The organism is Candidatus Accumulibacter propinquus (genome assembly GCF_056856495.1).
In genome coordinates this window covers 701,172-726,195 of record NZ_JBSEHC010000002.1, presented here as the reverse complement: position 1 = coordinate 726,195, position 25,024 = coordinate 701,172, and the positions used below count along the sequence as shown (strand labels likewise).

19 protein-coding genes and 2 pseudogenes are annotated in these 25,024 nt (G+C 62.6%); 15 read left to right on the top strand and 6 right to left on the bottom strand.

The window, feature by feature from the left end; all coding sequences use genetic code 11:
* Nucleotides 1-30: 30 nt before the first annotated feature.
* The 5 genes from AC15MQ_RS05695 to AC15MQ_RS05675 all read left to right on the top strand — a co-directional run bounded on the left by AC15MQ_RS05695 (nt 31) and on the right by AC15MQ_RS05675 (nt 8,929).
* Nucleotides 31-4,359 carry a DUF4347 domain-containing protein gene (locus tag AC15MQ_RS05695; RefSeq protein ID WP_483079592.1) on the top strand — a complete coding sequence of 1,443 codons (4,329 nt, stop codon included), beginning with the start codon at nt 31-33 and terminating at the stop codon, nt 4,357-4,359.
* 64 nt (nt 4,360-4,423) lie between these two features.
* Nucleotides 4,424-4,684: a hypothetical protein gene (locus tag AC15MQ_RS05690; RefSeq protein ID WP_483079591.1), complete on the top strand. Its 261-nt coding sequence runs from the start codon at nt 4,424-4,426 to the stop codon at nt 4,682-4,684.
* A gap of 408 nt (nt 4,685-5,092) precedes the next feature.
* Nucleotides 5,093-5,896, top strand: coding sequence for an ABC transporter substrate-binding protein (locus AC15MQ_RS05685; protein WP_483079590.1), 804 nt, complete (start codon nt 5,093-5,095; stop codon nt 5,894-5,896).
* A complete protein-coding gene (locus AC15MQ_RS05680) occupies nt 5,893-8,250 on the top strand; it encodes a bifunctional diguanylate cyclase/phosphodiesterase (RefSeq protein WP_483079589.1) in 2,358 nt (785 codons plus the stop codon). Before AC15MQ_RS05685 ends, AC15MQ_RS05680 begins: the two co-directional genes overlap by 4 nt.
* Complete coding sequence (locus AC15MQ_RS05675; protein WP_483079676.1) at nt 8,132-8,929, top strand: CZB domain-containing protein; 798 nt, start codon at nt 8,132-8,134, stop codon at nt 8,927-8,929. Before AC15MQ_RS05680 ends, AC15MQ_RS05675 begins: the two co-directional genes overlap by 119 nt.
* Nucleotides 8,930-9,055: 126 nt before the next feature.
* Here the strand turns inward: AC15MQ_RS05675 and AC15MQ_RS05670 are convergent, their stop codons facing one another.
* The gene (locus AC15MQ_RS05670) at nt 9,056-9,325 is read right to left on the bottom strand and encodes a DUF4351 domain-containing protein (RefSeq protein ID WP_483079588.1); all 270 of its coding nucleotides are present in this window, start codon (nt 9,323-9,325) and stop codon (nt 9,056-9,058) included.
* 14 nt (nt 9,326-9,339) lie between these two features.
* Nucleotides 9,340-9,483, bottom strand: a pseudogene (locus AC15MQ_RS05665) (ISL3 family transposase); the annotation flags it as partial.
* A gap of 4 nt (nt 9,484-9,487) precedes the next feature.
* On the opposite strand from AC15MQ_RS05665, the pseudogene AC15MQ_RS05660 reads away from it, so the two are divergent.
* Nucleotides 9,488-9,625, top strand: a pseudogene (locus AC15MQ_RS05660) (IS110 family transposase); the annotation flags it as partial.
* Here the strand turns inward: AC15MQ_RS05660 and AC15MQ_RS05655 are convergent.
* Nucleotides 9,559-9,735, bottom strand: a complete 177-nt coding sequence (locus tag AC15MQ_RS05655) for a hypothetical protein (protein WP_483079587.1) — start codon at nt 9,733-9,735, stop codon at nt 9,559-9,561. The pseudogene AC15MQ_RS05660 and the gene AC15MQ_RS05655 overlap by 67 nt on opposite strands.
* Before the next feature lie 75 nt (nt 9,736-9,810).
* Here AC15MQ_RS05655 and phoU point away from each other — a divergent pair, with 75 nt between their 5' ends.
* The 7 genes from phoU to AC15MQ_RS05620 all read left to right on the top strand — a co-directional run bounded on the left by phoU (nt 9,811) and on the right by AC15MQ_RS05620 (nt 18,171).
* Nucleotides 9,811-10,512, top strand: a complete 702-nt coding sequence (phoU, locus tag AC15MQ_RS05650) for a phosphate signaling complex protein PhoU (protein ID WP_483079586.1) — start codon at nt 9,811-9,813, stop codon at nt 10,510-10,512.
* Nucleotides 10,509-11,234 carry a phosphate regulon transcriptional regulator PhoB gene (gene phoB / locus AC15MQ_RS05645; protein ID WP_287654756.1) on the top strand — a complete coding sequence of 242 codons (726 nt, stop codon included), beginning with the start codon at nt 10,509-10,511 and terminating at the stop codon, nt 11,232-11,234. Before phoU ends, phoB begins: the two co-directional genes overlap by 4 nt.
* Before the next feature lie 8 nt (nt 11,235-11,242).
* A complete protein-coding gene (phoR, locus tag AC15MQ_RS05640) occupies nt 11,243-12,595 on the top strand; it encodes a phosphate regulon sensor histidine kinase PhoR (RefSeq protein ID WP_483079585.1) in 1,353 nt (450 codons plus the stop codon).
* An 89-nt stretch (nt 12,596-12,684) separates the two neighbouring features.
* Nucleotides 12,685-13,728 carry a hypothetical protein gene (locus tag AC15MQ_RS05635; protein ID WP_483079584.1) on the top strand — a complete coding sequence of 348 codons (1,044 nt, stop codon included), beginning with the start codon at nt 12,685-12,687 and terminating at the stop codon, nt 13,726-13,728.
* A gap of 34 nt (nt 13,729-13,762) precedes the next feature.
* A complete protein-coding gene (locus AC15MQ_RS05630) occupies nt 13,763-14,494 on the top strand; it encodes a S1 family peptidase (protein ID WP_483079583.1) in 732 nt (243 codons plus the stop codon).
* A gap of 44 nt (nt 14,495-14,538) precedes the next feature.
* Nucleotides 14,539-17,067 carry an ABC transporter permease gene (locus AC15MQ_RS05625; protein ID WP_483079582.1) on the top strand — a complete coding sequence of 843 codons (2,529 nt, stop codon included), beginning with the start codon at nt 14,539-14,541 and terminating at the stop codon, nt 17,065-17,067.
* A gap of 132 nt (nt 17,068-17,199) precedes the next feature.
* Nucleotides 17,200-18,171, top strand: a complete 972-nt coding sequence (locus AC15MQ_RS05620; RefSeq protein ID WP_483079581.1) for a histidine phosphatase family protein — start codon at nt 17,200-17,202, stop codon at nt 18,169-18,171.
* Nucleotides 18,172-18,255: 84 nt separating this feature from the next.
* Here the strand turns inward: AC15MQ_RS05620 and AC15MQ_RS05615 are convergent, their stop codons facing one another.
* The 3 genes from AC15MQ_RS05615 to AC15MQ_RS05605 form a co-directional block, all read right to left on the bottom strand.
* Nucleotides 18,256-18,414, bottom strand: coding sequence for a hypothetical protein (locus AC15MQ_RS05615; protein WP_287654763.1), 159 nt, complete (start codon nt 18,412-18,414; stop codon nt 18,256-18,258).
* Nucleotides 18,415-18,583: 169 nt separating this feature from the next.
* Complete coding sequence (locus AC15MQ_RS05610) at nt 18,584-19,756, bottom strand: phosphoglycerate dehydrogenase (RefSeq protein ID WP_483079580.1); 1,173 nt, start codon at nt 19,754-19,756, stop codon at nt 18,584-18,586.
* A gap of 43 nt (nt 19,757-19,799) precedes the next feature.
* On the bottom strand, nt 19,800-20,915 hold the full coding sequence (locus AC15MQ_RS05605; protein WP_483079579.1) for a phosphoserine transaminase: 1,116 nt from the start codon (nt 20,913-20,915) through the stop codon (nt 19,800-19,802).
* 246 nt (nt 20,916-21,161) lie between these two features.
* Between AC15MQ_RS05605 and AC15MQ_RS05600 the strand changes: the two genes are divergently transcribed.
* Together AC15MQ_RS05600 and AC15MQ_RS05595 are read left to right on the top strand one after the other, a co-directional pair.
* Nucleotides 21,162-23,396 (top strand): CHASE domain-containing protein, encoded by a 2,235-nt coding sequence (locus AC15MQ_RS05600; RefSeq protein WP_483079578.1) that lies wholly within the window; start codon nt 21,162-21,164, stop codon nt 23,394-23,396.
* Nucleotides 23,393-25,024, top strand: coding sequence for a sensor histidine kinase (locus AC15MQ_RS05595; protein ID WP_483079577.1), 1,632 nt, complete (start codon nt 23,393-23,395; stop codon nt 25,022-25,024). Before AC15MQ_RS05600 ends, AC15MQ_RS05595 begins: the two co-directional genes overlap by 4 nt.

The following is a 25,024-nucleotide window of genomic DNA, read 5'->3' as shown; positions in this document are numbered from 1 at the left end:
CGTTGCGACCTGCTCACCGAAAGAATGACCATGTTCAAGCACCTTGTTTACATCGATAGCCGAGTGGCTGATCAATCGACGCTGATCATTGGCCTGAGCGCCGATAGTCAACTGGTGTGGCTCAATGCCACGCAGGACGGGCTGGAGCAGATGCAGGCCGCACTGTTAGATCGGCGCGACCTGGCGTCGATTCGCATCCTGGCGCACGGTAGGCCGGGTGCGCTGATGATCGGTCCAGTAGAGCTCACCTACGAGAGTATCGATTCCCATGCCGCGGAACTTGCGGCGATCGGCCTTTCGCTGGGCACTGACGGCGACGTGCAGATCTACGGCTGCGAAGTCGGAAAGGGAAGCGAAGGCCGCGCTTTCGTGCGCGCGCTGTCGGAAGCCCTCGGCGCCGCTGTCTCGGCTTCCTCGATGCCGGTGGGCCATGCCGACCTCGGGGGAGCCTGGCAGCTCGATGTTGGTGTGCTGCGCACCCCGCCGCTCGACAACCCGCAATGGTACGGGCTGCTGGGCCTGACGATCACACCGCTAACTCCATCCTTCCCGGGCCACAGCGCCAGCGAGTGGCGCAACGGTGGTGCTTTTGCCGCGCTGCGCGCCGATGGCTCGGTGGTGACCTGGGGATATCCGTCCTGGGGTGGCGATAGCAGCGCCGTGGCTGCATTGCTCGATGGCACGAACGACGTGACGCAGGTGTTTTCGACCGGGCAAGACTTTGCCGCGCTGCGTGCCGATGGCTCACTGGTGACCTGGGGATATTCTTTCTACGACAGCAGCCCTGTGGCGGAACTCGACGGCACGATCGACGTCACGCAGGTGTTTTCGACGGCATATGCCTTTGCCGCGCTGCGCGCTGATGGCTCGGTGGTGACCTTGGGCAGCGACAGCAGCGCCGTGGCCGCGGCGCTCGATGGCACGATCGACGTCACGCAGGTGTTTTCGACGGAAGCAGCCTTTGCCGCGCTGCGCGCCGATGGCTCGCTGGTGACCTGGGGATATGCCCCCTATGGCGGCGACAGTAGCGCCGTGGCCACAGAACTCGATGGCACGATCATCGACGTGACGCAGGTGTTTTCGACGAGCACAGCCTTTGCCGCACTACGCAACGATGGCTCGGTAATCACTTGGGGTCTGTCCTGGGCGGGCGGCGACAGCAGCGCCGTGGCCACAAAACTCGATGGCACGTTCATCGACGTGACGCAGGTGTTTTCGACGCCCTCTGCCTTTGCCGCGCTGCGTGCCGATGGCTCGGTGGTGACCTGGGGGTGGCATGGCGGCGACAGCAGCGCCGTGGCCGCCGCGCTCGACGGCACGATCGACGTCACGCAGGTGTTTTCGGCGGCCAATGACTTTGCCGCGCTGCGCGCCGATGGCTCGGTGGTCACTTGGGGAGATTCTGGCTATGGCAGCGACAACAGCGCCGTGGCTGCGGCACTTGATGGCACGATCGACGTGACGCAGGTGTTTTCGACGGAAAATGCCTTTGCCGCGCTACGCGCAGATGGCTCGGTGGTGACCTGGGGGTTGTATGGCGGCGACAGCAGCGCCGTGGCGACAAAACTCGATGGCAGCATTGACGTGATACAGGTGTTTTCGACGACTCGCGCCTTTGCCGCACTGCGCGCCGATGGCTCGGTGGTCACCTGGGGAGATGAGTTCTGGGGAGGTGACAGCAGCGTCGTGGCGGCGGCCCTCGACGGCACGGTCGACGTCACGCAAGTGTTTTCGGCCAGCAAAGCCTTTGCCGCGCTGCGTGCCGATGGCTCGGTGGTGACCTGGGGCAGTCCCATTGATGGCGGCGGCGACAGCAGCGCCGTGGCGAGCCAGCTGTACGATGTGGTGAGCATGGCCAATCCGTTCACCAACGATGTTTTCACTTCCACGATGACGGGAAGGATCATCACCGGAACCTTGGGAAACGATTCCGCGCTGACCGGCGGGACGGGCGATGACCGAATCTACGGCATCGACGGAAACGATACGCTCAATGGCGGCGATGGCAATGACAAGCTTGATGGCGGCGCAGGTGCAGACAGCCTGCTGGGCGGACTCGGCAACGACACCTACATTGTCGACGACGCCGGCGACGTCGTCGTCGAAGATCCCGGCGCGGGGACGGACACCGTTCAGAGTTCGGTCGGCAGATCGCTGGGCGCCAATCAGGAAAACCTCACCCTCACCGGCGTCGGCGCCATCAACGGCTTCGGCAACAGCCTCGACAACCTCCTGCAGGGCAACAGTGCCGCCAACTATCTCGATGGCGGCAGCGGCGCCGACACGATGGCGGGCGGCCTGGGCAACGACACCTACATCGTAGACAACGCTGGCGACGTCGTCACCGAGAGCGACAGCGCAGGTACCGACACGACCCGGACCTCGGTCGACGGCTACACCCTCACCAGCAACGTCGAATGGCTGGTACTGACCGGCACGGCCAACATTTCCGGAAACGGCAACGGTCTCAACAACTACCTGATCGGCAACACCGGCAACAACACCCTTGATGGCGGCGTCGGCGCCGACACCATGTCCGGTGGCGCGGGGAACGATACCTACCTCGTCGATAACGCCGCCGACGTCATCAGCGAACTCTCCGGAGAAGGGACGGATACCGTGCGCAGTTCCGTCACCAGAACCCTGGGTGCCTATCAGGACAACCTGATCCTCACCGGCAGCACTGCCATCGACGGCTCGGGCAACAGCGAGGCCAACGTCCTGACCGGCAACGCGAACAACAACGTCCTCGACGGCGGCGCCGGCGCCGACACGATGACCGGCGGCGCGGGCGACGACACCTACGTCGTGGACCACACCGGCGACGTGATCACCGAATACGTCGGGCAGGGCATCGATACGATCCAGAGCACGGTCAGCCGCGGCCTGGGGTCGTACCAGGAAAACCTCACGCTCACCGGCAGCAGCGCGACCAACGGCTATGGCAACAGCCTGGCCAACGTGATCACCGGCAACGGCGCAGCCAACTACCTGGACGGCGGCACCGGCGCCGACACCCTGTCGGGCGGCCTGGGCGACGACACCTACATCGTGGACCACGTCGGCGATGTCGTCACCGAAAACAGCGGCGCCGGCAAGGACACCGTCCGGACCGCACTGGACGGCCACCTTCTGGAGAACAACGTCGAATGGCTGGTGCTGACCGGCACGGCCCACCTTTCCGGATACGGTAACGGCCTCAACAACTACCTGATCGGCAACACCGGCAACAACACCCTCGACGGCGGCGTCGGTGCCGACACGATGACCGGCGGCGTCGGCGACGACACCTACTTCGTCGACAACACCGGCGACATCATCAGCGAACTGGCCGGACAGGGAATCGATACCGTCCGCAGTACCATCAGCCGATCCCTGGGATCGAATCAGGAGAACCTCACGCTGATCGGTGGCAGCGCCATCAACGGCTATGGCAACACGCTGGCCAACACCCTGATCGGCAACGACGCGGCCAACTACCTGGACGGCGCCACCGGCGCCGACACGATGTCGGGTGGCCTGGGCGACGACACCTACATCGTGGACAACGCCGGCGATGTCGTCACCGAAGGCAGTAGCGCCGGCAAGGACACCGTCCGGACCGCACTGGACGGCCACATTCTGGAGAACAACGTCGAATGGCTGGTGTTGACGGGCGCAGCCCACATTGCCGGCTTCGGTAACGGACTCGACAACTACCTGATCGGCAACACCGGCAACAACACCCTCGACGGCGGCGTCGGCGCCGACACGATGACCGGCGGCGTCGGCAACGACACCTACTTCGTCGACAACACGGGCGACATCATCAGCGAACTGGCCGGGCAGGGCACCGATACCGTGATCAGTTCGGTGACCCGGTATCTGGGGTCCAATCAGGAGAACCTCACGCTGACCGGGGCCAGCGCCCTCAACGGCTACGGCTCGAACGACGACAATTTCCTGCAAGGCAACAGCGCGGCCAACCTGCTTTCCGGTAGCGGCGGGGCGGATACGCTGGCGGGTGGCCTGGGCAACGACAGCCTGACCGGCGGCAGCGGTGCCGACAAGTTCCTGTTCGACAGCGCGCCCGGGGCGGGCAACGTCGATACGCTCAGCGATTTCCTCTCAGGGACGGACATCGTGCAACTGGCGCAGGCGAATTTCAGCGGTCTGGCGGTCGGGGCAGTCGCAGCGGATGCCTTTATCGCTGGGGCGGGCTACTCCACCGCTGCGGATGCCGATGATCGGCTGATCTACAACACCAGTGACGGCGCGCTGTACTACGATGCGGACGGCCTGGAGGGCGACGCGGCCGTGCAGTTTGCTGTCCTGACCGGTCATCCCACTCTGCTCTCGACGGATTTCCTCGTCTCGTGATTGGAAGGAGAGAGCACCCTGGCCGACGCTGATCTTTTTCTCTGACCATACAAAAGGACAATACATGCAGACTTATTTCGCAGACGGCATTCTCAATATCGCCATCACCGGTTCGCTGGTGCGCATCGATTTCGGTACGGCGACGCCGGTGACCAACGCCGAGGGCAAGCAGGAAGTTCGGCTCATTCCCTCCCAGCAAGTGGTCATACCGATGGAGGGGTTTGTCCGCGCCTTCGAGGCGCAGGAGCAACTCATCAAGAAGCTGATCGCTGATGGTGTGCTGAAGGTTAAGGGTCAACCATCGGCCGTGGCCGGCAACGGCTGACTTTCGACGATAAATTTGTAATTCACCAGACCTGTGCCTTAACTCGCGGCCAGGTCTGGCTGCCATGCACAGCAAGGGGCAACGGCTACACGAGTGGGGATTTGAGCAGATGCTCATCTTGCGACCTGCCCACGCCGCCGTTTTCGTAGGGGAGGGCGGCAAAGTGAATCTTCGGGCACGTCTGCCCTGCGCCCCGGTTCACCTGTAAAGCCGACGTACTTTCCCTCAAATCGAGAAGCTTTTTGGCACCATGCCAAAGCAGTTGCCCTACAATCCACAAGGTTTGGAACCGTTTGCGAACGACGGGTTGAGCAGGGGGAACGAAGGATTGCCTGAGCAGCCACGGATCGTCATACCGGTGCTGCCCCCGCCGCGGTTATGCGGCCATATACCTTTCAGGAGATCGCGATGCGCATTCTCGGGCTGGTCGTGGTGCTTCTTGCCACCGCCATGGCACTGCCTGTGCTGGCAACGGCGGCAGACAGTGCTGCAGGGCGGCTTGATCGCGTCAGGGAGGCCAGGGTGGTGCGTGTCTGCATCTGGCCCGATTACTACAGCATCACCTACCGCAACCCGAAGACGCAGTTGCTGTCGGGCATCGACATCGACCTGGCTGCGGAACTCGGCAGGGACCTCGGGGTGGCGGTGCAGTTCGTCGACAGCTCGTTTGCCAAGCTGATCGATGACGTGACTCAGGACCGCTGCGACCTGGCGATGTTTGCGGTCGGGGTGACGCCCCTGAGGGCGGAGAAGCTGCGGTTTACCCGCCCCTATCTGGCCAGTGACATTTATGCGATCACCACCCGGAGCAACCGCCGGATCAAGGACTGGGAGCAGATCGACACCCCCGGCTCGGTGGTGGCCGTGGCCAAGGGCACATTGCACGAGTCGATCATGAAGGAGAAACTCAAGGCGGCGCAATTGCTGGTGCTGGACACGCCGTTCGCCCGCGAGCAGGAAGTCCAGGCGGGTCGCGCCGACGTCTTCCTGACCGATTATCCCTACAGCCAGCGTTTTCTGGCGACCACCGACTGGGCGCGCCTGGTGGCTCCGCCCAGCACCTACCACATCACGCCCTACGCGTACGCGATGAAACCCGGTGACGACGCCTGGGTGGCGCGCATCGAGCGCTTCGTCGGCGATATCAAGCGTGATGGGCGTCTGCTTGCCGCGGCCAGACGCCACAAACTCGAAGCCATCGTGGCCCCATGACACGGCGCGCCTGGCAAGCACGCACGACCTTCGTGTTTGTCCTGGCGCTGTTTGTGGGTGGATTGCTGGCCATCACTGCGTATACCCTGTGGCGGTTGCGCGGCGATGCGGTGGCCAACGGTCTCGGGATCGCCGCGATGCATGCGCGCGGCTTCGAGGACTTCCTCACCCAGAGCCTGCACGTCACCGAACTGCTGGCCGCCAACACCCTGGCGCAGGTTGCGCGCCGCCCGCAACCCCACGAGATTGAGCGAACCTTCGTCGCCAGCTTGCGGCACTCGCCGTTCCTGCGCTCGATGTCACTGCTCGATGACCAGGGGCGCATCGTCGCCAGTTCGAATCCGGCCAACGTCGGGACAACCGTGGCGACGGGGAACTTCCTGCCGCCGGCCGGCGAGAACCTGCAGATCCTGCGCATCGGCACGCCCTGGAGCGGGCGCGACTTCGTCGGCGGCCGGCCTTCGACGAGCGCAGCGCCGGTTGCTGGCGATCAGCTCAGCTTCATTCCCGTCTCTCGCCGCATCGGCGTTGCGGGACAGACGGTCACGCTGGTCTTTGCACTGAACCCGGACCACTTCAACAACTACATCCTGCAGAGGCTCGGCGCCGTCGAAGGATCGGTCGAGGTGTTGCGTTACGACGGTACGCTGCTGATGGACAGCAGCCCCGGCGGGCAGGCCGGCTCGCTGCGCGAGTACGTGCTCCGAGACCTGCGCCTGGCCGAGGTCGAGTTCGGCCAGTTCGAGCAAGGCCCAGACAAGGATCGGCACGCGTTGACGGCCTTTCGGGCATCGCATCTGTACCCGTTCGTGGTCTTCGTCCACCTCGATCGCCAGCACGCGCTGCGCCCCTGGCGAACCGAGGCGGGCACCGTGCTTGCTGTGGTGTTGTCGGCAGCGCTGGTGATCGTGCTGCTGGCCATCGGTATTTACCGTCGCCAGAGGCAAGTGGCCGAGCAGCACGCTCGCGCCGAGCGCTTGCAGCAGATCAACGCCGCGAGTGTCTTCACCAATGCGCGTGAGGGAATCATGATCACCGCGCCGGACGCAACGATTATCGATGTCAACGAGGCGCTGTCCCGCATCAGCGGCTACCCGCGTGAGGAACTGCTCGGCCAGAACCCGCGCATGTTCCGTTCCGATCGTCAGGAGAAGGCCTTTTTCACCAGCATGTGGAGCGAACTGCACGGCAACGGGCATTGGAGCGGCGAAATCTGGAACCGCGCCAGGAACGGTCAGTTGTATGCGGCGATGCTCACCATCAGTGCCGTTCGCGATGACGAAGGCAACACCCGACAGTACGTGGCCCTGTTCACGGACATCACCGTGCTCAAGGAGCACGAACGAAAGCTCGAAAGGACAGCCCACTACGATGCCTTGACCGGTTTGCCGAATCGCGTGCTGCTCGCCGACCGCCTGCATCAGGGTATGGTGCAAACGCAGCGGCGGGGGCAGCGCCTGACCGTTGCCTTTCTCGACCTCGACGGCTTCAAGGCGATCAATGACCAGCATGGTCACGAAGCCGGTGACCAACTGCTGATCGCGGTGGCCGGGCGCATGAAACAGGCCTTGCGCGAAGGCGACACGCTGGCGCGCCTCGGCGGCGACGAGTTCGTCGCGGTCTTGCTCGATCTGGCGGATGTTGCCACGTGCGCACCGATGCTCGACCGACTGATTGCGGCCGCGGCCCAGCCGGTGCAGTTCGGTGATCTGGTCCTGCAGGTATCGACCAGCCTCGGTGTCACCTTCTACCCGCAGTCCGAACTGATCGACGCTGATCAACTCCTGCGCCAGGCCGACCAGGCCATGTACCAGGCCAAGCTGGCCGGCAAGAACCGCTACTGCGTTTTCGACGCCGAGCAGGACCGCAGCGTCCGCGGCTTGCACGAAACCCTCGAGGAGATCCGCCGCGCCCTGTTGACGCAGCAGTTCGTGCTGTACTACCAACCGAAGGTGAACATGCGCACCGGTGCGGTGATCGGTGTAGAGGCCTTGCTCCGCTGGCAGCATCCGGAAAAAGGATGGTTGCTGCCGGCGGCATTCCTGCCGCTGATCGAAGCACACCCGCTGGCCGTCGAGGTCGGTGAATGGGTCCTCGGCAACGCGCTGGCGCAGATGTCGCAATGGCATGCCGAGGGGCTGCACATCGCGGTGAGCGTCAATGTCGGTGCTCGGCAACTGCAGCCAGCGGGGCTTCGTCGAACGCCTCGCCGAGTTGCTGGCCGCGCATCCGACGCTGGCACCAGGCGATCTCGACCTCGAGGTGATGGAAACCCGTGCCCTGCAACAACTGGCCAGCGTCTCCGCGATCAACATGGCCTGCCGGGAGATCGGGGTGTCTTTTGCCCTGGATGATTTCGGCACCGGCTATTCGTCGTTGAACTACCTCAAGAACCTGCCGGTTTCGCAGATCAAGATCGACCGGAGCTTCGTCGGCGACATGCTCGAGGGGGGCGACAACCTGGCCATACTCGAAGCGGTGATCGGCCTCGCCGCCGCTTTTCACCACCAGATCATTGCCCAGGGCGTGGAAAGTGTGGAGCAGGGCGAGATGCTGCTGCAACTCGGATGCGAGCGCGCACAAGGTTTCTTCATCGGCCGCCCGATGCCGGCCGACGCGATCCCGGCGTGGGTTGCCACCTGGCATCCCGATCCGGCCTGGGTCGGGCGACCGGCAGTGGGTCGCCACGACCTGCCGCTGATCTGCGCGAGTGTCCAGCACCGTGCCTGGGTGATGGCCATCGAGAGCTATCTCAAGGGAGCGCGCGCGACTCCACCGGTGCTCGATCACCGACAGTGTCACTTCGGCCGGTGGCTGTATTCGGAGGCCGCGGCCCCCTATCAGGGGCAGCCGGTGCTGCAGGCCATCACCACCCTGCATCGGGAAGTGCATGAACTGGCAGTGTCGATGCTCGTGGTCAACGCGGGTGGTGACGGGAACCGCGAGGCGCTGACAAGGCTCGACGAACTGTACGCGCTGCGTGATCGCCTGCTTGCGCAATTGCAACTGCTGGTTTCTACGCGCGAGTTGTAGTCAAGGCTGCACGCACGTTGCCGACGCCCCGCGCGTGCAGCTTTGACCTGCGGCCCAACTGGCCGAGCATGCGGGCAAGCGTCCGCCATTTCCGTAGCTGTCTGCGAACCGGTGTTGTGACGGCGGTCAGCCGGCAGGGAAAATGTCTTCAAGATTGGCAGCATCGAGCAGATCGAGAGCCCAGGCCTCCAGTTGCGCGTGATCCGCTTGCGCCAGGCGTTCGCTGACCCATGTCGGCAAGGCGCCATAACGGCGTTCGAGCTGCTTATGCAACAGCACGCGCTCTCCTCGCAGAAGCCCTTGTTGTATCCCTTCCTGCAATCCCTCCTGCCGTCCCTGCTGAAGGCCATCGGCCTTCCATTGCCTGGTCCATTCCTCTACGGTTTCGGCGAGCATGGTGTCAATCGGGTTTACTCCGTTTTGTGTGGAACGAGGGCCATCTGGGCAAACGGCGGGGAGGGCAAGTGAGTGAGTTTTCCGGCCACGAGATAGGCCATGGCGATGAAGTTTTCGACGCGGCGGTAGCCGCGAGCACGGGCGCGCGCTTCCTGGAGTGTAACCCTCTACTTCATGATCAAACGGCGCGAACACTACCGCGATTCCGCCACCGACTATGACGCCCTGTCCGTTCAACGCAATGCCCCTCGCTGGATCAAGGCGCTGACTCGCTTCGGCTTCATCCCCGCCGCAGCCTGATTCACCATCACCTCAAGCCCATGTCCTTCAGTGGGTAGGTACTCGGGCGCCTTTGAGGTGGTTTCTTTCACGTTAAAGTCGACCGCTGCTTCGTCATCTTCCCGTAACATTTCGTCACTACTCTCCTCTTATTCGTGGCCTGTTCTTCTTCAGCGAATCCTGTTCACAATTCCGAACGCCGCCTCATGAATGATCACCTCAGTAAACAGTTCGATCTCGAGCTTGAAAGCATCCGCACCCGCATCCTGCAAATGGGAGGGCTGGTCGAAAGGCAGGTTCTGGCGGCGATCGACGCCTTCAGTTCCGGCAACATCGAGGAAATGGAGAAGGTCATTCGAGCCGACAGGGACGTGGACGCCTACGAAGTGGGCATTGACGAAGACTGCACACTGCTGATTGCACGTCGGCAGCCTACGGCGCGCGATCTGCGCCTGGTGATGGCCATCTCGCGGATCGTCACGGATCTGGAGCGCAGCGGCGACAAGGCTGCGAAGATTGCCAACAAGGCGCGCAAACTGCACCGGGCCGGCGGTCAGCGGATTCCAAGGCTTTCCGATGTCCAGCATTGTGGGCGCCTGGCGACCGACATGTTGCAGGCTGCGCTCGACGCGCTGGCGCGCATGGATGTGGACGGTGCCCGCCAGGTCATCGGTGCGGACAAAGCGATCGACGCTGCATTCAACGCCATCCTGCGGCAACTGGTGACCTACATGATGGAGGACCCACGTACCATCGGCGAGGCGCTGGACATCATCTGGATCGCCAAGGCCCTCGAGCGCGTCGGTGATCACGCGACCAACATTGCTGAAAACGTGATCTATATCGTCAGTGGCGTCGATGTTCGACACACCGGCACTGCTACGCATCAGGCGACCAAGAAGACATGACACGGGCGATCTCCACTCTACCGCTGGTGCTGGTTGTCGAAGACGACAAGGGCATTCAGGAACTGTTGCGCTTCACACTGGTCTGTGGCGGCTATCAGCCGCTCTGTGCCGACAGCGCTGAACAGGCCGAAAGAATCCTGCGCGAGACTCTGCCCGACATCGCGCTGATCGACTGGATGCTGCCCGGCAGATCGGGCCTGGCACTGACTGGCACGCTGCGCCATGACCGGCGTACGCGTGCGCTGCCGATCATTCTGTTGACTGCCCGCGGCGAGGAAAGCGATCGTGTTGCCGGGCTTGAAGGCGGTGCCGACGACTACATTGTCAAACCCTTCAGCCCCAAGGAAGTGATCGCGCGCGTGCAGGCAGTACTGCGCCGCTGCGCGCCGGAGTTTGCCAAGGGCACGCTCAGCGCCGGTCCGATCGCGCTTGACACGGTCAGCCACGAAGCGCGAGTCGACGGCCGGCGGATCAACCTGACGCCGACCGAGTTCCGGCTGTTGCGCTTCCTGATGGGCAACCCGGGGCGAGTGTATACGCGCCAGCAACTGCTGGACAACGTCTGGGGGGATCATGTGTATATCGAGGACCGCACCGTCGATATCCACATCCGGCGCCTGCGCGTCGCCCTTGGGCCGACTGCCGAGCAGATGGTCGAAACCGTCCGCGGCGCCGGCTACAAGCTGGGCACCCATTCCGAGTCACAGCATACGGCGCAATGAGCTGCGGCGTGCCGAGGCTCGCCAGCATTCTGTTCGGCTGTCTGCTGCCCATCGTTGGCCTCGCGGTGGTCGCCGGTGTGCTGCATGGAGCCGCCTGGGGTTGGGCAGCCGCGGCGCTGGGTTTCCTGTTACTGGTCATCGCGCAGGCCAAGCGCCTGTCGGTGCTGTTGGCATGGCTCGATGCCCCGGATACCGCTGAATCGCCCGATGCCCGCGGCGCCTGGGGCGAGGTCTTTCTCAAATTGTCGCGCCGGTTGCGCCACGACACGCGCCGGATCGAGGATGCCGAAGGGGCACTGACATCGTTCAGAAATGCGATGGACGCGGTTCCCGACGGCCTGGTGATCCTCGATGCCCATCACCAGATCCAGTGGAGCAATCGTGCCGCCGCCGGCCACCTGGGAATCCAGCTGTCGCGCGATCACGGAGCAATCATCGAACAGTTGGTCCGTACGCCGGGTTTTGCCGAGTATCTCGATGACCCGCACGCACAGGCGCCCCTGCTGTTGCAGTCGACGGCCGTGCGGACGCGTGTTTACGCCCTGCGGGTGGTGCCTCTCGACGAGCACAACAAATTGCTGGTCAGCCTTGATGTGACCGATGCCCGGCGGGTCGAGGCGATGCGCAGCACCTTCGTTGCCAACGTCTCGCACGAGCTACGTACACCCTTGACCGTAGTCAGCGGATTTCTCGAGCACTTTGCCGACGATGGCGCAATGAGTCCCGAGCAGCGCCGGTACTTTACACGCCTCATGAGCGACCAGACCGCACGCATGTTAAGCCTGGTAGACGATCTTTTGATGTTGTCGCGCCTCGAATCCGAGGACGCGCCAGCGACTGAGGAGGACGTCGATATGGCCGACCTGCTGGCGCAACTGCATTCCGAAGCGCAGAGCCTCAACGAGGGCAGGCATCGTATCGAAGTCATCTGCGAGGGGCCGGGGCTGTGGGGAAACCGCAAGGAATACCACAGCGCCTTCGGCAACCTCGTTTCGAACGCCATCCGCTACACCCCGGCAGGCGGCGAGATTGGCATCGAATGGCTGGTCCGTGATGGAGCAGGCGTTTTCCAGGTGCGTGATTCGGGCGTCGGCATCGCGGCCGAACATCTGCCGCGGCTGACCGAGCGCTTCTACCGCGTCGACCGCGGACGTTCGCGTGACACCGGCGGTACGGGCCTTGGCCTGGCAATCGTCAAACACATCCTGCTGCGCCACCAGGCGGCCTTGCGCATCGAATCCAGGGAAGGCCAGGGCAGTACCTTCCGCGTCGAGTTCCCGGCCTGGCGCCTGCGACCGGAAGGGGCAGCTGGGCCCCGGCATGGCGGCGAAGCTATTGGGATGCAGGGCGAAACGGGGTAGGATTCATTACGGCCAGCGTGGATAGCCAGTGTTCCGGGCCGTACACCATACCCCTGATCACAGGCTTTTCTTTTCTGGAGGAACCTGTCATGTATCGCAAGTTGCTGAATGTCCTTTTGTTTCTGGTGTCCTGCATGGCCTTTGGTGCCGTCGCGGCGGGTAACCCCCCAGCCGCGATCGAGTCCGGAATTGTCAAGGCCCGGGTCACGGCAGTGGCCAGCAACTACACCAGTTTCACGGTGAGAATCGGTGATGGCGAAGAGAAGCTGGTACTTGACGAAGTGGCAGCGAAAGCATTGCAGGCCAAGCTCCGCATCAACCCGGGCGACCGCATATCGGTGATCCTGGGAGCACCGGAGGCAGCGGGTGGCACTTCCGTCAAGGAGTTCATGGGGCTCGAAAAGCAGGTTGGCGTGGGTTACCGGGTGCTCTTCCTGTTCATCGGTCTGGTGGTGATACTGGCTTGCTTCGCAGTGTTCTCGACAGGCAATCTGCGTGGTTTCGTGATCGGGGCGGACAATCGCTACAGCAACTCGAAGATTCAGATCGTGTTGTGGTTCGGGAGCCTGTTTGTGATCTATCTGGGAACGCTGATGCTGCGGGTCTACGTTTATGGCTGGGATTTGCTTGGAGGCGTCGGGATTACCGAAAACCTGCTGGCGCTCAGTGGCCTGAGCGCGTTTACCTATGGCTCGGCAAAAGCGATAACCTCCAGCCAGCACGAAAATGCCAAACAAGGGCTTGAAAAGGCAAAGGGCGAGGCCCGTGTCGCACAAGGAAACGCCGATGCTCCCGGTGCAGCGGCAGGTTTGCAGGACCTCGCGGCGGATGCGGCAGGTCTCCAGAGTCAGGCCCAGCAGCAGGTAGACTTGAAGACCAAAGGTACGCCGGAGATGAAGAATCTGTTTTGCGATGACCTGGGCAATCTCGATTTCGGCGACAGTCAGATGTTTTTCATCGTCTTGCTGACCGTTGCGATCTTTATCCTCACCTCGTTTCATTTTCTTGAGTGGGTAGCCTACTCGCCGCAAATCATCCTGCCCGACCTCGATACTACGCTGCTGTCTACTTTCGGACTGGGGCAGGGCGCGTATCTGGTGAAGAAGGCCGCCAGCCCATTGGGCAAGGGCTAGGGAGTCATCACCTTTCCACCGACCCTTTGACCTGATGATCGATACCATCCTGCTGACCGCTGCGCGCATCTGTACGTTCGCCCAGCAACGCGCGCTGACCAATGCCAGCGGTTTTTTTTTCGAGCGTGCCGGCCGGCTGTTTCTGGTCACCAGCCGGCACGTGATGCTCGACAAGCCGAGCCGGCACTTTCCCGACCGCCTCGAGATCGAGTTGCACATCGACCCCGACAACATGGCCGGCTCGACGGGCTTTTCGATTCCGCTGTACCGCGAGGGAAAGAGTCTCTGGCGCCAGGGCCTGGACACGGCCGGAGACATTGACGTGGCATTAATCGAGATCGACCGCTACGCGCTCCCGCCGAGTACGGTTTATCGCGCCTTTACCCCCGAGCATCTACCCGGCCCCTTCGACCAGGTCGAGGTCGGCAGTTCGTTGCTGGTTGTCGGTTTCCCGCTCGGTTTCCACGATACGCTGCATCACATGCCGGTGGTTCGCCAGGCCGTGATCGCCTCCTCATTTGGTCTCCGTTTCAAGGGCGAGGGCTACTTCCTTACCGATGCGCGTACCCACCGGGGGACCAGTGGCGCGCCGGTGGTGATGCGTGTTCCCGGTCACGACCACAGGCGAAGGGACTTGCCGTGGATGCTGCTCGGAATCCATTCCGCCCGGCTCGATGTCGGGACCCGCGATCGCAAGCTCGATGAAGCCCTTGGCCTGAACAGCGCCTGGTATGCGGACATCCTGATGACCCTAAGCGCAGCTTGATGAGTTCGTTCCCGCTCGCGCCGAGATATCGTCAGACTCTTCAAATGCTGTCCTTTGCCTGGCGAATGTTGCGCCGTGACGCACGCGGCGGTGAGTTGCGCTTGCTGGCGGCGGCGCTGGTGGTCGCCGTCGCCGCCCTGACGGCGGTCGGCTTCTTCGCCGACCGGGTGCGTCAGGCACTCGACCGTGAGTCCCATCAGTTGCTCGGTGCCGATCTGTTGCTGACCGCCGACCATCCCTGGCCTGAAAAGCTGGCCGGGGATGCGCGGGCACGTGGTCTGCAGGTCGTCGAGACACGTACCTTTCCGAGCATGGTGACACGCGGCGAGGGTGACGAGTTGCGGGCACAACTGGCGGAGATCAAGGCCGTTGGCACCACTTATCCGCTGCGTGGTGCCCTGCGCATTGCGCCGGCGCTGAACGTCGCCGATGCTCCGGCGGTTGGCGTGCCGGGTCCGGGCACGATCTGGGTCGACGAGCGTCTGGCCTCGTCTCTGGGTGCGCGCGTTGGTGATCCGATCGTTGTCGGGCAAAGCACGCTGCGTGTCGGTGCGGTGCTGACCCTGGAACCTGATCGCGGCATCAATTTCTTCAGCGTCGCGCCGCGCCTGCTGATGAACCTCGAAGATCTGCCGGCCACGGCGCTGCTGCAAGTCGGCAGCCGCGTCGCTTATCGGCTGCTGGTAGCCGGCGACCTGTCGGTCGTCAAGCGCTTTCAACGCGAAGTCGAACCACAGTTGGTGCGCGGGCAACGGCTCGAAGACCCTCAGAACGGTCGCCCTGAGATCCGCACCGCGCTCGATCGGGCGCAGAAATTCCTGGGTCTCTCGGCACTGCTGACGGTCGTTCTGGCGGCGGTGGCGGTCGCCCTCGCCTCGCGACGCTATGTGCAGCGCCATCTCGATCCCTGCGCCGTCATGCGCTGTCTCGGTGCTACCCAAGCTCTGCTGTTGCGCCTGTATCTGGCACAGTTTGTGGTTCTCGGAGTGCTCGCCGCAGCCGGTGGCTGTGTACTCGGCTACCTCGCTCATTTCGCGCTGCACGCCTGGCTGGCGCAGCTTCTGGCGACGCCATTGCCACCTCCCGGACTGTTGCCTGCGGCACAGGGCGTACTGGTCGGTTTGCTGCTGCTGTTCGCCTGCGCCGTGCCACCGCTGCTGCAGCTGAAAAGGGTCTCGACGCTACGGGTTCTGCGTCGCGAATTGGGAAGTCCACGCGTTGGTCTGCTCGGTGGTTATTTGTCGGGTTTCGCGGCACTGGCGGTGCTGATGTTCTGGGTTGCCGGCGAGATCGCGCTCGGTGCCTATGTGGTCTCGGGCTTCAGTGTGGCCCTGTTCGTCTTTGCGCTGCTTGCCCGCATCGTCGTCAGGCTGGCAGCCGCGGCGCGCGGCGGTGTGAGTGCAGGAAGGTCGGCGGGGATCGGCTGGCGCTACGGTCTGGCTAGTCTGGAAAGGCGGGCAAGCACCAGCGTCGTTCAGATCGTCGCTCTGGCGCTGGGCTTCATGGCGCTGTTGCTGCTGACCGTGACGCGCGGCGATCTCCTCGACGCGTGGCAGCGAGCGGTTCCTCCCGATGCGCCCAATCGCTTTGTCGTCAATATCCAGCCCGAACAAGTCGAAGAGGTACGCGCGTTAATGGTGGCGCAGGGCTTGTCGCCCGAGTTGGCGCCGATGATTCGCGGTCGCCTGACGACCATCAACGGCGTCGAAGTCAGTGCTGCAAGCTACACCGACGATCGGGCACAGCGCCTGATCGATCGCGAGTTCAACCTGTCGGTGCGCGCGGATCTCCCCGAGGGCAACAGACTCAGTGCCGGGCGCTGGTTTTCACCTGCCGATCTTGGCGGCAAGGGAGACTCCGCGGTTGCTTCCGTGGAAGAGGGCCTGGCCACCACCCTGGGCCTGAGCGTCGGCGACCGCCTCGAATTCGTTGTCGCCGGTGACAGAATCGGCATGACGGTGGTCGGTTTGCGCAAGGTCAATTGGGATACGATGCGTGCAAATTTCTTTGTCCTGACGCCGCCGATGGTCCTCGAGGGGTATCCGGCAAGCTGGATCACCAGCTTTTATCTGTCACCCGAGAAGGCGGACTTCGTCAACCGCCTGATCCGCGAGTTTCCCAATCTGACGGTCATTGACGTTGCCGCGATCCTGCGACAACTGCAGGCGATCATGGAGCAAGTGGCACGCGCAGTACAGTTCGTTTTTCTATTTACACTGGCTGCCGGAGTCATTGTGCTCTACGCGGCGCTGGCATCGGCAGCCGAGGAACGGCGCTACGAACTGGCGGTCATGCGTGCGCTCGGCGCACGCCGGGAGCAGTTGCGACGCGCCTTGCTGGCCGAGTTCGCAGCGATCGGTGCGCTTGCCGGCCTGATTGCCGCCGCGGGTGCGATCGGCGTCGGCCAGTTTCTGGCGCGCCAGGTTTTCCGGTTCGAGGTCGAGGTCGATCTGTGGCTGTTGCCGACAGCGACCTGCTGCGGGGCTCTGCTGGTTACCGGCGCCGGGTGGTTGGCTGTGGCCAGACTGTTGCGGACGGCGCCACTTGAGGCGCTGCGGGGCGGCAGTTCCTGAGCGGCAACCCGCGCTGTCGACGACGCGTCATCGTTTATCATACGGGCTGCGGCGAGGTGCGACCGGGGAGAGGTGTTTCCCCGGGTTGCGCTTGGGGTATTGACCAACACGGCGGTGAGGAGGAGTTTTACCATGAAGGGAAAGACATTGCTGATCTTGCGGCACGGGAAATCGGACTGGGACACCGGTCACGAAGACTTCCACCGACCGCTGGTCGATCGTGGTCGACTCGGCAGCCAGAAAATGGGGGCGTGGATCAAGCATCGGAAGCTGGTGCCCGACACGGTGCTCAGTTCCCTGGCCGAGCGTGCCCGTGCCACCACCGAAACGGCCTGCAAGGCAATGGGCCTGCCCCTGAAGAAGGTGCTCTGGGATGAACGGGTATATGCGGCACCGGTCGCAGACCTGCTGGCGACTCTGGCCGATTGCCCGAAAAACGCACGGCGCGTGATGTTGGTCGGCCATAATCCCGGGCTCGAAGAGCTCATTGATTACCTGACCGCCGGTCGCGTCGAGATTCCCGCCGATGGCAAGGTCTTGCCCACCTCGGCACTCGCGCAACTGGAAATGGTCGAGGACTGGGCCAGTCTCGGGCGCGGCTGTGCCACCCTGGTCTCGGTTACCCGGCCTGGTGAAGTGCCGGAACAACCGCCGATCCAGGTAGTCAATGACACCGAACTGGGCCCCGTTCCGGACTATTTCTTTACCCAGTCGGCGGTACTTCCCTACCGGCAGGTTGACGGCAAACTGGAAATCATGGTCATCGCCTCGCGCAAGGGCACACGCTGGGTCATTCCCAAGGGGGTCAAAGAGCCCGAACTCTCCTTGCGCGATTCAGCCGGCAAGGAGGCGCTTGAGGAGGCGGGGGTGCATGGCCGTCTTGACGATGAGCCGATCGGCCACTATGACTACGAGAAGTGGGGCGGCGTATGCCATGTCGCGGTTTTTCCGATGGACGTCAACGAAAGCGTTCCCGAAGACGAATGGGAGGAAAGTCACCGCGAACGGCGCTGGCTCAATCCCAGGAAAGCCAGGCGCCTGCTCGACGAGCGTGCTTTGCGCAAGTTGGTAGACAAGCTGGCAAAACGGCTTGGTAAGCGCTGATTGGGTGGTCATGTGCGCGCCAGCCTGTAGGGTTCCGGGGCTGGCGGTCTGTTCAGCGCGGCTGAAATTGTTGGCGAAAAACCGCTAGAATCCGGGTTTCTCTTCCGACACCCAGGCGGCGATTTCCAGAAAGTCCTTCTGGTTCTGGCGGATGACCAGGAACATGACGAGTGCCAGGAGCAGCGCGAAGATCAGGATCGGAAGCTCTTGCCAACTCAGGTTTTCGAGCAGTTGAAGATGCATGGCTTTCTCCAGTCGTCGATGCTGAAAACTGCGGAAGCACGGGTTTGGGCTACATTAGCCGATTTATGACCGGTGACCTGCGCGAATGGTTCCGGTGCGGAAACCGCGAAGTCGATCTGGCCGCGCGCATCCGGCAAGTTGCCGAGGCTCGCCGGATGCGCGCCCAGGCTCAGATCACACGTACTCGGATCACGTGATCCACCGCCTTGATCGCGTCGATCACCGCGTTGCCAGGGACCCGTTCGACGTCCATGATGTTGAATGCCAGTTCGCCACGGCTCTTGTTGACCATGTCGACGACGTTGACCTTGTTGTCGGCCAGGACCGACAGGACGTGGCCGAGAACGCCGGAAACATTGTCGTTCGAGAAAGTGATCCGCGACGTGCCACGGCTTCGTTCCATGGTGATCTTCGGAAAGTTCACCGAATTGACGATATTGCCGTTTTCCAGGTAGTCGACCAACTGGTTGGCGGCCATCACCGCACAGTTGTCTTCGGATTCCTCGGTGCTGGCACCGATATGCGGCATGGCAATGATTTTCGCGTGCCCCAGGAGAACAGGCTCGGGAAAATCGCAGACGTACTTGCCGAGGCGCCCGGCATCCAGGCTGCGCAATACCGCGGACGAGTCCACGATCGCATCACGGGCAAAGTTGAGCAACACCGCACCTGGCTTGATGACCGCCAGGGTGTCGTCGTTAAGCATGTGCCGCGTGGCGTCTATCGCGGGTACGTGCAGCGAGACATAATCCGAGCGAGCGAGCAGCGACTGCAGGTTCTCCATCCGGCTGACTTCGTTGGACAGACGCCAGGCGGCGTCGATCGACAGCAGCGGGTCGAATCCGACCACCGTCATCCCCATGGCCAGAGCCATATCGGCGACCATCGAGCCGATCGCTCCGAGACCGACGATCCCCAGCGTCTTGCCCTTGATCTCATGGCCGGCGAAGCGGGATTTCGCCTTCTCGACGAGGGGCGACATTTCTGCAGGCTCCTTGAGATCGACAAGCGACTGCACATAGTTCATGCCGTCGACAATACCGCGCGCGCTGAGCAGCATGCCCGCCATCACCAGTTCCTTGACGGCATTGGCATTGGCTCCGGGAGTATTGAAGACGACGATACCCTGTTTGCCATACTCGGCGACCGGGACGTTATTGACGCCCGCACCAGCACGCGCGACGGCCAACAGCGAGCCGGGTACTTCGACGCCCTGCAGCTTCTGACTGCGCAGGAGAAATGCGTCGGGGTGGGCAATGTCACCGCCAACTTCATAGGATTGACGCGGGAAACGATCCAGGCCCTTGATCGAGATCTGGTTGTAGGTTCTGACCTTGTACATGGCAATGTAACTCACTTAGGGAGGGTGACGACGACGCGGAGAATCAGGCGGTGACCTGTTCGTAAGCCCAGGCCAACCAGGGCATCAGCGCCTGCAGGTCGGAGGTTTCAACGGTGGCCCCACACCAGATGCGAATCCCAGCCGGCGCATCCTTGTACGAGCCAATGTCAAAGGCAACGCCTTCGCTGTCGAGCAGTTTGACCAGCTTCTTGACCTGTTCTGCGTCGAGCTTCACGCTCAGGCAGACGCTGGTGTTCGAGCGCGTTGCCGGGTCTCTGGCCAGGAAGGAAATCCAGTCGTTGGCGGCGACAAAGTCGGCGATCACCGCCAGATTGGCCTCGCTGCGCGCCGTCGCCGCCTTGACACCGCCAATCAAATCGATCCATTGCAGGGCGTCGAGATAGTCGGCGACGCACAGCATGGACGGCGTATTGATTGTCTCACCACGGAAGATGCCTTCGCTCAGCTTGCCGCCGGACACCAGTCGGAAAACCTTGGGCATGGGCCATGGCGGACTGTAGCTCTCAAGCCGGGCGACCGCGCGTGGGCTGAGGATGAGCATGCCGTGGGCACCTTCACCACCCAGGACCTTCTGCCAGGAGAAGGTGATCACATCGAGTTTGTCCCAGGGAAGGTCCATCGCGAACACTGCCGAGGTCGCGTCGCAGATGGTCAGGCCAGCGCGATCATCCGGGATCCAGTCCGCATTCGGCACCTTGACACCCGAGGTCGTGCCGTTCCAGGTGAACACCACATCGTTCTCGAAATCCACCTGCGAGAAGTCCACGATATCACCGTAGTCGGCCTTCAACACTCTGGCGTTGGCAAGCTTGAGTTGCTTGACCACATCGGTAGCCCAGCCAGCGCCAAACGATTCCCACACCAGCACGTCAACCCCGCGCTGACCAAGCAGGGACCACATCGCCATCTCCACCGCGCCGGTATCCGATCCCGGCACGACGCCGACGCGGTAGCCCTCGGGCAGGCCGAGGATACGGGCGGTCTCCGAACACGCCAGCGCGAGTGCTTTCTTGCCTGTCGCCGAACGATGCGAACGGCCCAGCGTGTTGAGCTGCAGGGCACTGACGTCATAGCCCGGGCGCTTGCTGCAGGGGCCGGATGAAAAATTGGGGTTCTTGGGTTTTGCTGTGGGTTGCATGATTGCCTCTATCTGGGAAAAAGGAACCTGGGGATAGCGCCTCCCCGAAAGTCGGATGACCGCATCGGACAGCCACGGATTGTAACAGACTGCCGAGCGGCTTTTTGCTGGCCGCACGTCAGGCAGGCGCTACCTTCGAGGTGCAGCCGTCCTCGGTTCATAGCGCTAAAGTAAACCCGGCTGGTGCCGTATTGCAATGTGAAACCACAAACCCGCGGCGACCACTGGCCGGCTCAACAGGAGGAAGTGCCCATCAAAGCAGTCGACCAAGCCAGCATGCTGTCCATCAGTCAATGGCGACGCTTGGCCAGGGTACTGCCGTGGTTGTTGCTCGCGGTCGGGTTGTCGGCGACCTGGCTTGTGGCAGGGATTGCCCTGCGCGCAGCGCAGGAGGCACAGGCGGAGAGCTTCGCCTACCAGACACGCGAGATCCTGTTGCGCATTGAGCAGCGACTGGCGGCGTATCGTCAGGTTTTGTATGGCGCCCGGGGATTGTTCGCCGCTTCCGTGGATGTCAACCGTGACGAGTTTCATGCCTATGTCGCCAGCCTGCGGCTGGAGAAGGACTACCCGGGAATTCAGGGGGTGGGATTCGCGTTGCTCGTTCCGGCTTCGGGAAAGGCGGCGCATATCGAGGGCATCCGCAAGACAGGCTATCCCGATTACACGCTGCGCCCGGAGGGAGAACGGGAAATCTATAGTTCGATCATTTTTCTTGAGCCGTTTGCCGATCGCAACCTGCGCGCTTTCGGTTACGACATGTATTCCGAGGCAGTGCGCCGCAAAGCCATGCAGCGCAGCCGCGACCTCAACGAAGCCGCGATGTCGGGCAAGGTCAGACTGGTGCAGGAAGATGGGGAACGTGTGCAGGCGGGATTCCTGATGTACGTGCCGGTGTACCGCAATGGCCATCCGCATGCCACACAGCCCGAGCGGCGCGCGAACTTACTGGGCTGGGCCTATTCGCCATTTCGCATGGATGACCTGATGTTCGGCATCCTTGGCGAACGCCGTCGCGACCTCGAACTCGAGATCTTCGACGGGGAGGACTTGTCGCCGGAAACCTTGATGCACGATTCCGGCGATAATCTTGGCACGGCGCAGGGCGTTGGCGGTTTGTACCACAGCAGCCAGAAGCTGGACATCTTCGGGCATCGATGGACTGTCGTCCTGCGCTCGCTGCAGCCGTTCGAGGCCAGCCTGGATACGCGCCTGGCGCGTTCGATTCAAGCGGCTGGTGTGCTGACCAGCGTGCTGCTGGCGTTGCTCGTCTGGCAACTTGCCAATAGCCGGGTGCAGTTCGCGCTGGCCCTGGAGATGGCTCGCGAACTGCGGATCAGTGAGGAACGATGGAAGTTCGCGCTACAAGGCGCGGGAGAGGGAGTCTGGGACTGGAACATCCAGACCGGCGAGGCCATGTACTCGCGCCGCTGGAAGGAAATGTGGGGCTATGCAGAGCACGAGATCGGCAATTTCTCCGAGGAGTGGGCCAGGCGTGTCCACCCTGAGGACATGCCGCGTGTGATGGCCGAGCTGCAGACCCATCTCGACGGCCAGAAGGTCTCTGCCGCAGTCGAGTTCCGCATGCTCTGCCAGGATGGCAGTTGGCGCTGGACGCTGGGTAGGGGCATGGTCGTTCGCCGCGATGCCGCCGGTCAGCCCTTGCGCCTGGTCGGCACCAACAGTGACATCAGTGAGCGCAAGGCCCGCGATGAAGCGCTGAAACGCTCCAATGCCGAACTCGAGCAATTCAACTACGCGATTGCGCACGACATGCGCCAGCCCCTGCGGATGATTTCAAGTTACCTGCAACTGCTCGAAATGAGTCTTGCCGAAAGTCTCGACACCGAGCAGAGCGAATGCCTGAATTTTGCCATTGACGGCGCGAAACGCCTGGATCAGATGCTGGTCGGCCTGCTCGCCTTCGCGCGCGTCGGCCGAAATGGCGAGGTGGCCCCATCCTCCAGTCGGGCAGCGCTGGAAGAAGCGCTGCACGTCGTCCGGTCGGCAGTCGCCGAGGCACACGCCAGCATCAGCGTCGAAGGTGACTGGCCCAGGATCGCCGTCCAGCACGACGAAACGCTGCGTTTGCTGCAGAACCTGATCAGCAACGCCGTCAAATTCCGAATCCCTGAGCGCACGCCGGAAGTGCGGATTACCGGCACGACGATCGACACGGAGTGGCGGCTGGTGGTTGCCGACAACGGTGTCGGCATTCTTCCCGAGCAGCTGGGCCGACTGTTTCAGGTCTTTCAGCGCTTGCAGAGTCGTGCGCATTACGAAGGCACGGGGATCGGCCTGGCATTGTGCCGCAAGATTGCCGAGAGTCATGGGGGAAGGATTTGGGCCGAGTCCGCCGGAGAAGGCCTGGGGAGCTGTTTCCATGTGATCCTGCCGCTCGCTGTCGATGCAGCGCCCGCCGGCGGCGACATCGTCGACGGTTCCGGGTATGCGCATTTCCGCCTGGAGAGCTCAAGATGAGCGGGAGGATCGAAGATCCGGAGTTGTTTCAGGACCTGTTTGCCCCCGAAAGCTCCGAAGAGGCGGCTGCGCCCAGCGGCAACCCTTGGAAGGTTCTGTTGGTCGACGATGAAGATGATGTCCGTGCGGTTTTTCATCTGGCACTGCAGGACGTGCTGATCGAAGGTCGCCAGTTGTTGCTGCTCGATGCACGATCGGCAGGCGAGGCGAAGGCGGCACTCGCGACCAGTCCCGACATTGCCCTGATGCTGCTTGACGTGGTCATGGAATCTGACCAGGCTGGCCTCGAACTGGTGCACCAGGTGCGCAACGGGTTAGCCAACCGCAGCGTCCAGATTGTCCTGATCACCGGACAACCGGGTTATGCGCCTCACCGGAAAGTAGTCAGCGACTACGAGATCGATGGCTACCAGCTCAAGTCGGAGTTGAACGCGGAGCGTATATTCGTTTCCGTCTCATCGGCGTTGCGTACCTATCGGCTGCTGCGCGAGCAGGAGAGCCTGCGGCGCGATCTCGAGCAGAAGGTGCAGGAACTGGACCAGACCCTGCAGGCACTGCGCGAGAGCGAGGCCAACTTCATTCGCGCACAGTCGGTCGCCCATGTCGGAAGCTGGACCTACGATCTGGTGACCGACGAGATGCTGCTTTCCGCGGAAACCTGCCGAATCTTTGGTTTGCGCGAAGGCTCGGTCGGTAACTACAAGACCTACCTGGAGCGCGTCTTTCCAGAAGACCGCAGCGAACTGCAGCAAGCCTGGCAGGCAGCCCTCGACCGTGGGACTTCCTTTGAACATGAACACCGCATCATGGTCGGTGCGGCAATTCGCCACATCCGACAGAGGGCGGACCTGACCTGCGACGCGGCCGGCAAACCCGTGCGCAGCCTCGGTACCACGCAGGACATTACCGAGCGCAAGCAGGCCGAGGACGAACTCAGACGCTCCAACGGCGAGTTGGAGCAGTTCAGCTACGCCATCTCGCATGACCTGCGGCAGCCTTTGAGAATGATCTCGTGTTACCTGCAACTGCTCGGTATGAGTCTCGCGGAGCAACTTGATGCCGAGCAAAGCGAGTATGTAAACTTTGCCATCGATGGCGCCAAACGTCTGGACCGGATGTTGGTGGCGCTCCTCGAATACTCGCGCGTTGGACGCATGGGCGAACCGCTGACTTGGATTGAAAGCCGCGCGATAGTGGACGAAGCTTTGCTCTTCCTGCAACCGGCAATCGCCGAGGCAGAGGCAAACATCAGCATCTGCGGCAATTGGCCGCGGGTTTACGTCCGTCCGGACGGAATGCTGCGCGTAATGCAGAACCTGATCGGCAACGCCATCAAGTTCCGTGTCGCCGGACGCACGCCGCAAATCACGGTGGCCAGCACGGTCGCCGGTGCCGACTGGTGTCTGTCGGTTGCCGATAACGGTATCGGCATCCCTGCCGGGCAACTGAGCCGCCTGTTTCAGGTCTTCCAACGCCTGCAAAGTCGAGTGGCTTTTGAAGGCACGGGAGTCGGGTTGGCCCTGTGCCGCAAGATTGTCGAGCACCATGGGGGGAGGATCTGGGCCGAGTCCGCCGGCGAAGGGCAGGGCAGCCGTTTTTCCCTGACGCTGCCGCAGGAGGGTTCATGA

Excerpts from the sequence above, each read along its gene's own strand:
- AC15MQ_RS05655 (WP_483079587.1), bottom strand. The coding sequence starts at position 9,735 with ATGTTACGGGAAGATGACGAAGCAGCGGTCGACTTTAACGTGAAAGAA.
- phoU (WP_483079586.1), top strand. The coding sequence starts at position 9,811 with ATGAATGATCACCTCAGTAAACAGTTCGATCTCGAGCTTGAAAGCATC.
- AC15MQ_RS05695 (WP_483079592.1), top strand. The coding sequence starts at position 31 with ATGTTCAAGCACCTTGTTTACATCGATAGCCGAGTGGCTGATCAATCG.
- AC15MQ_RS05635 (WP_483079584.1), top strand. The coding sequence starts at position 12,685 with ATGTATCGCAAGTTGCTGAATGTCCTTTTGTTTCTGGTGTCCTGCATG.
- AC15MQ_RS05625 (WP_483079582.1), top strand. The coding sequence starts at position 14,539 with ATGCTGTCCTTTGCCTGGCGAATGTTGCGCCGTGACGCACGCGGCGGT.
- AC15MQ_RS05680 (WP_483079589.1), top strand. The coding sequence starts at position 5,893 with ATGACACGGCGCGCCTGGCAAGCACGCACGACCTTCGTGTTTGTCCTG.
- AC15MQ_RS05605 (WP_483079579.1), bottom strand. The coding sequence starts at position 20,915 with ATGCAACCCACAGCAAAACCCAAGAACCCCAATTTTTCATCCGGCCCC.
- AC15MQ_RS05615 (WP_287654763.1), bottom strand. The coding sequence starts at position 18,414 with ATGCATCTTCAACTGCTCGAAAACCTGAGTTGGCAAGAGCTTCCGATC.
- AC15MQ_RS05595 (WP_483079577.1), top strand. The coding sequence starts at position 23,393 with ATGAGCGGGAGGATCGAAGATCCGGAGTTGTTTCAGGACCTGTTTGCC.
- AC15MQ_RS05690 (WP_483079591.1), top strand. The coding sequence starts at position 4,424 with ATGCAGACTTATTTCGCAGACGGCATTCTCAATATCGCCATCACCGGT.
- AC15MQ_RS05685 (WP_483079590.1), top strand. The coding sequence starts at position 5,093 with ATGCGCATTCTCGGGCTGGTCGTGGTGCTTCTTGCCACCGCCATGGCA.
- AC15MQ_RS05610 (WP_483079580.1), bottom strand. The coding sequence starts at position 19,756 with ATGTACAAGGTCAGAACCTACAACCAGATCTCGATCAAGGGCCTGGAT.
- AC15MQ_RS05630 (WP_483079583.1), top strand. The coding sequence starts at position 13,763 with ATGATCGATACCATCCTGCTGACCGCTGCGCGCATCTGTACGTTCGCC.
- AC15MQ_RS05620 (WP_483079581.1), top strand. The coding sequence starts at position 17,200 with ATGAAGGGAAAGACATTGCTGATCTTGCGGCACGGGAAATCGGACTGG.
- phoB (WP_287654756.1), top strand. The coding sequence starts at position 10,509 with ATGACACGGGCGATCTCCACTCTACCGCTGGTGCTGGTTGTCGAAGAC.
- AC15MQ_RS05670 (WP_483079588.1), bottom strand. The coding sequence starts at position 9,325 with ATGCTCGCCGAAACCGTAGAGGAATGGACCAGGCAATGGAAGGCCGAT.